This window comes from Myroides odoratimimus (assembly GCF_038039805.1).
GTDB classification, from domain to species: Bacteria; Bacteroidota; Bacteroidia; order Flavobacteriales; family Flavobacteriaceae; genus Flavobacterium; species Flavobacterium odoratimimum_B.
Window position 1 is genome coordinate 1 of the sequence record NZ_JBBPHK010000048.1, and the last position, 4,622, is coordinate 4,622.

Annotated in this window: 4 protein-coding genes and 2 pseudogenes; 3 read left to right on the forward strand and 3 right to left on the reverse strand. The window is 25.7% G+C overall.

Annotation, left to right across the window (positions count from 1 at the left end; genetic code table 11):
* Positions 1-226, reverse strand: a pseudogene (locus AABL85_RS17215) (hypothetical protein); the annotation flags it as partial.
* An 828-nt stretch (positions 227-1,054) separates the two neighbouring features.
* On the reverse strand, positions 1,055-2,281 hold the full coding sequence (locus AABL85_RS17220) for a helix-turn-helix domain-containing protein (RefSeq protein ID WP_341311005.1): 1,227 nt from the start codon (positions 2,279-2,281) through the stop codon (positions 1,055-1,057).
* Positions 2,282-2,572: 291 nt separating this feature from the next.
* Between AABL85_RS17220 and AABL85_RS17225 the strand changes: the two genes are divergently transcribed.
* Positions 2,573-3,376, forward strand: a complete 804-nt coding sequence (locus AABL85_RS17225; protein WP_341311008.1) for a helix-turn-helix domain-containing protein — start codon at positions 2,573-2,575, stop codon at positions 3,374-3,376.
* Between the two features lie 202 nt (positions 3,377-3,578).
* On the forward strand, positions 3,579-3,833 hold the full coding sequence (locus AABL85_RS17230) for a DNA-binding protein (RefSeq protein ID WP_341311006.1): 255 nt from the start codon (positions 3,579-3,581) through the stop codon (positions 3,831-3,833).
* 87 nt (positions 3,834-3,920) lie between these two features.
* On the opposite strand, the pseudogene AABL85_RS17235 reads toward AABL85_RS17230, so the two are convergent.
* Positions 3,921-4,244, reverse strand: a pseudogene (locus tag AABL85_RS17235) (site-specific integrase); the annotation flags it as partial.
* Positions 4,245-4,254: 10 nt separating this feature from the next.
* On the opposite strand from AABL85_RS17235, the gene AABL85_RS17240 reads away from it, so the two are divergent.
* The coding region (locus AABL85_RS17240; RefSeq protein ID WP_341311007.1) for a cyclic nucleotide-binding domain-containing protein at positions 4,255-4,622 on the forward strand (368 nt) is incomplete at its 3' end.

Genomic DNA, 4,622 nt, shown 5'->3' on the forward strand with positions numbered 1-4,622 from the left:
CTTGTTTTTTATTAGCATAAACTAATAAACTTTCGACATTCCCATTTGAAATAGTTGAAGTGTCATTAGTGGTCTTTAAAGGAATACTTGGTATCAATAATCCCTTATCATTTGAAGTTATTGTAAGTTCTGCAGACTTACTAGGTGTTTTAGTTCCTATACCCACTTGAGCTTGTAGTGACAACACAAATAAAAATGCAGCCACACATAGTAATTGTTTTTTCATGTTACATAAATTTTATTTAACACGAATTTCAAAACAATAGCACAAAAATAAGTATCACTTTGTTATTCATAAGAGCACATTAACAAAAATGAAACTGTATTATAACAATCATATAATAAAACTAACAATCAAATAATACTCATAAATCACTAATAAGTATCCAAAAAAAAATAGGTCTAAACGTATTGTCTAAACCCATTTTAAAGAATCAATTTAATAAAAAATATACAAAAGGTTGAATAATTATATTAATACTCCCGGATAAATATAATCAACCATTTTTAAACTAAACTTTACTGCTATAGCTCCTTTTTCTATAATTAAAAATTAAAACTAACTTCCTATTTAGATCTATCAGATAAATACTTTAGATAATAAACATTACTTCTTGAATTATAAAATAATTCTATATGTATAAGTTTCTCATAATTTCTTGGTTTTATAATTTTCCTAAACACTACACTTCTAAAACTGTAAAGAGCAAGTACTAATATTCTAACAATCCGCCTAACCTTTATAGCAAAATTGGATAAAAAATTCCTCCTGTAAGTATTGTTTTGTTATACTCTTGAGCATATAACAAAACAGTAGCCTCCTATAATACTAGACTAACAAAAAACAACACATAAACAACTATTATTCAACAATATAATAAAAATAAAAAATCATCTATTACAAAACAACAAACCTAGAAAAGAAACTAGTTAACATATGATTCCTATACTATTGGATAGGAAAAATTATATAATTTAGTTAACAAAATCTATTATACACTTTAAATAAAAAAAGCCAACTAGTATTTTACACTAATTGGCTTAACCTAAATAATTATACTAACTTAATATACTCTGCTGGGGTCATTCCTGTAACATTTTTAAAGCTCTTAAAAAACGAAGCCTTTGAATTAAATGCGCTTTCAAAGAATAACTCATTTGCAGTCATCTCTTTTTTACAAGTGAGTTTATCTACCTTATCAAGAATATCTTTAATTCTTAAAGAATTAATATACTCTCTAAAACTCATTTTATGCTTATAGGTAAAATACTGTGCTAAATAATATCTAGAAACCTTAATTTTTATAGCTAAATCACTAATTTTAAAATTAGGATCTAAAAAAGCTTTCTCTACTAAAATAACTTGTTTAACTTTAATATCTATCTGTTCTAGAAAATCTTCACTTAATCTAACCTTATCATACTTATCGCAAACATCCTTATTTACTTCAAATACATTTATCTTAATCTCATCATTGTGCATTAAATCACAATCTAAGAAAGAGGATTCACTTTTTACTTGATTAGTTAAGATTACTTCAGAAGTATTACTATAAATTTCAAACGATTCATCTTGAGTTAAAAAATCCACCTTAAAAGTATTTGAAATCACATTGTATCTAAAAGTACTAACTATAACATATAGCCATAATAAAGTTAAGATTGAGAAAATAAATAAAGCATCATAATTATGAGCAAACAGAGTTAAGAAAATAAAAATGATTATGGAAAAAACAATAGTAAAACTTATCAAATAAGACAAATACAATATAACTTTGAACTCCTTTCTATTACTACTTACTGCTTCTGACAACCTATCTTTCAATAAATAAAAACCTTTTATTCCATAGAAAAGCAAATGCAGCATGACAAACACATAAAAAAAATAATACCATATATCTCCTATAAATCTCAAATCGTCTTTCACATAAAACACTATAAAAGAAAGTAAGACAAAAAGAAAAAGTGATAAATAATAATCTTTAAAATAAACTACAAAAAGCTTTTCTTTCTCTTTGAATAAATAATGGTATATAATTAAAAAAACATAGGGTCCATAGAATAAGAATAGTAACATCCAAAATGGAAAAAGCCCAATATCTTTCTTAACTATAAATTGCCAAATAAGGGTGGACGACTGTATAACAATTAGATAATTGAATCTACTTAATAATCTAAAAGCAACAAAATCAATATTCCTTTTTTTTACCCTGTAATACAACAAACCTTCCTTCAATGCAACAATTGAAAGAATTGTAAAAAATATAACTACGATATACATATCTAATTTCTATTATTAATTAAACATTAAGTCAGGCGATTTACTTAAAACACTAATTCTTTGTAGATACACTATTATTTATTCCAAATCTAGTACTTTTTATTTTCTTATCAAAACTAATACAATAATAAATAAACATCAATAACACCAAACAATAAGAACATAATATATTATAATGACCTATCTTTAAAAGAAAAAATGATCAATTCAAACAACAACACCCTACTAAAGAAAAAGCTGTTTCTTTGTCTTATTATTACTTTATTAATTATTAAACAGATAATAAATATTATGTATTCACATACTGATATTTATCTATATATAATTGTACAAATTATATTAATACTTATAAACAGAACTAGCATAAGACTATATTTATCTCTAATAACTTTAGAAACCATCTGTATAGTTTTGTTTAAAAATAATCTAATTACTAATAATATATACTACACATTATCCTATATACTTACCTTATTAGGAATACTTCAATTCTTAAAGCCTAATAATATAAATCAATACTTACATCAACCTATTCATCTTTACTTAAATCATATCTCAATAACTACAATTATTTTACTAACAACTCATTTTTTATTAAACATTTATGTTCAATCACTAAAGCATCTTAATTATCTACTTGAATTTGTTCTGCTAATTATTCAATCTTATATTTTATTATATTCTATCTTAACTTTAATAAATTACTTAAAAGATAATATAGCTAATAAATTGTCTATTAGTTTTTTAAAAGAACATAAATATTCAGAATCTACACTAGTAATATTAGATTATTTTGAGAACAATAAAACCCGATTTTTAAGTGTAGATTTTACTATTAATACATTAAGTACAGAGATAAAAATCCCTGTTCATGAAATTTCAAAAAAAATAAACAATGAATTAAATACAAACTATTATACAATGATTGCATTCTATAGAATACAGCATGCAAAACAATTAATACAGTTAGAACCAAATTATAAAATTGAAGCTATAGCTGAAGAATGTGGTTTCAATTCTAGAGGAACTTTCACAAAGTATTTTAAGCTTTTTGTCAAATGCACACCTACAGAATATAAAAATACCATTATTTAAACACACACAAACAAAATCACCTTAAGTGAATGCAAAAATATATTAATTGTATCAGGAGATACATGACAGCAAAGTATCTCAGTAAAGTAAACACTTACTGAGATATTTCATTTTAAAGCCAAACACTCCATCTCTATTCCAATCCCCCTACTCATTCCTCTCCACCACATAAATTAGTTGTTTAACCTAAAAAACAACTATTATGGATAATCAAATTACAAAAGAAGATTTAAGACTGTTTAGTCAAACAATCATTACAGAATTAAAAGAGTTTTTTAATAAGAATTCAAAGGAAGATTCACTTGAATGGGTGAAGGCAAAAGTTGCAAGGCAACTACTTAGTATTTCTGCAGCTTCGCTACAAACACTTCGTGTTAGTGGAAAGTTGCGTTATAAAAAAATACTCGGTTCCTATTATTACAATAGAGCCGATATTGGTAATCTTTTTAAGGAGTAAAAGATTAGTTTAACTCCCTCGTATTTCTATGCCATGCGTACAGTTGAATTATTGCATAAAAACGATTCTACGAGGGAGTTATAATTATTAAACTATATGTTCTATTAAATCAATTAGCTTACTTAATTTTTCTTCACTAAGATTTAACTTGTTTAATTTTTCAAGTAGTTGATTCTGCCTACCTAATGTAGATATAGGCTGCCCTTCTAATTTACTCTTTAGAATTTGCATCTCTGTTTTGATAGCTTCCTCTTCAGTTAGAGCGTATTCTTCTGTTTGTTTAACAGAATGATGCCTTAACATCTCTTTTACTACATGAATAGGAACTCCATGTCCAAGTGTTACCGTACTTCCAAATGTTCTTCTTGCCTTATGTAACTTTACTTTACAAGAGCTTATATCTTTAACAAAAGTAAATCACATGAATAATACTCTTAAAACACAAATAGAGCAAGTAATCTCACTAACAGACAAGGAGTTTGATTTTATCTTGTCTTGTTTTGTGTTTAAAAAATATAAAAAACATCAATTTTTAATTCAAGAAGGAGAACCTGTACCCTATCTGTTCTTTATTGATAAAGGTCTTCTAAAACTTGTTTTTACTGACAATAATGCTAAAGAGCATATTCTAGACTTTGCAATGGAAGGTTGGTGGGAAACGGATCTAAAAGCATTCTACAGCCAATCTCTAGCAAGTATAAGTTTAGAATGTATTGAAGATACCCAGGTCTATACTTTAGATTTAGAAGGATATAATAAACTAAGAAAAGAACTTCCTGTGATAAATGA

Excerpts from the sequence above, each read along its gene's own strand:
- AABL85_RS17220 (WP_341311005.1), bottom strand. The coding sequence starts at position 2,281 with ATGTATATCGTAGTTATATTTTTTACAATTCTTTCAATTGTTGCATTG.
- AABL85_RS17225 (WP_341311008.1), top strand. The coding sequence starts at position 2,573 with ATGTATTCACATACTGATATTTATCTATATATAATTGTACAAATTATA.
- AABL85_RS17230 (WP_341311006.1), top strand. The coding sequence starts at position 3,579 with ATGGATAATCAAATTACAAAAGAAGATTTAAGACTGTTTAGTCAAACA.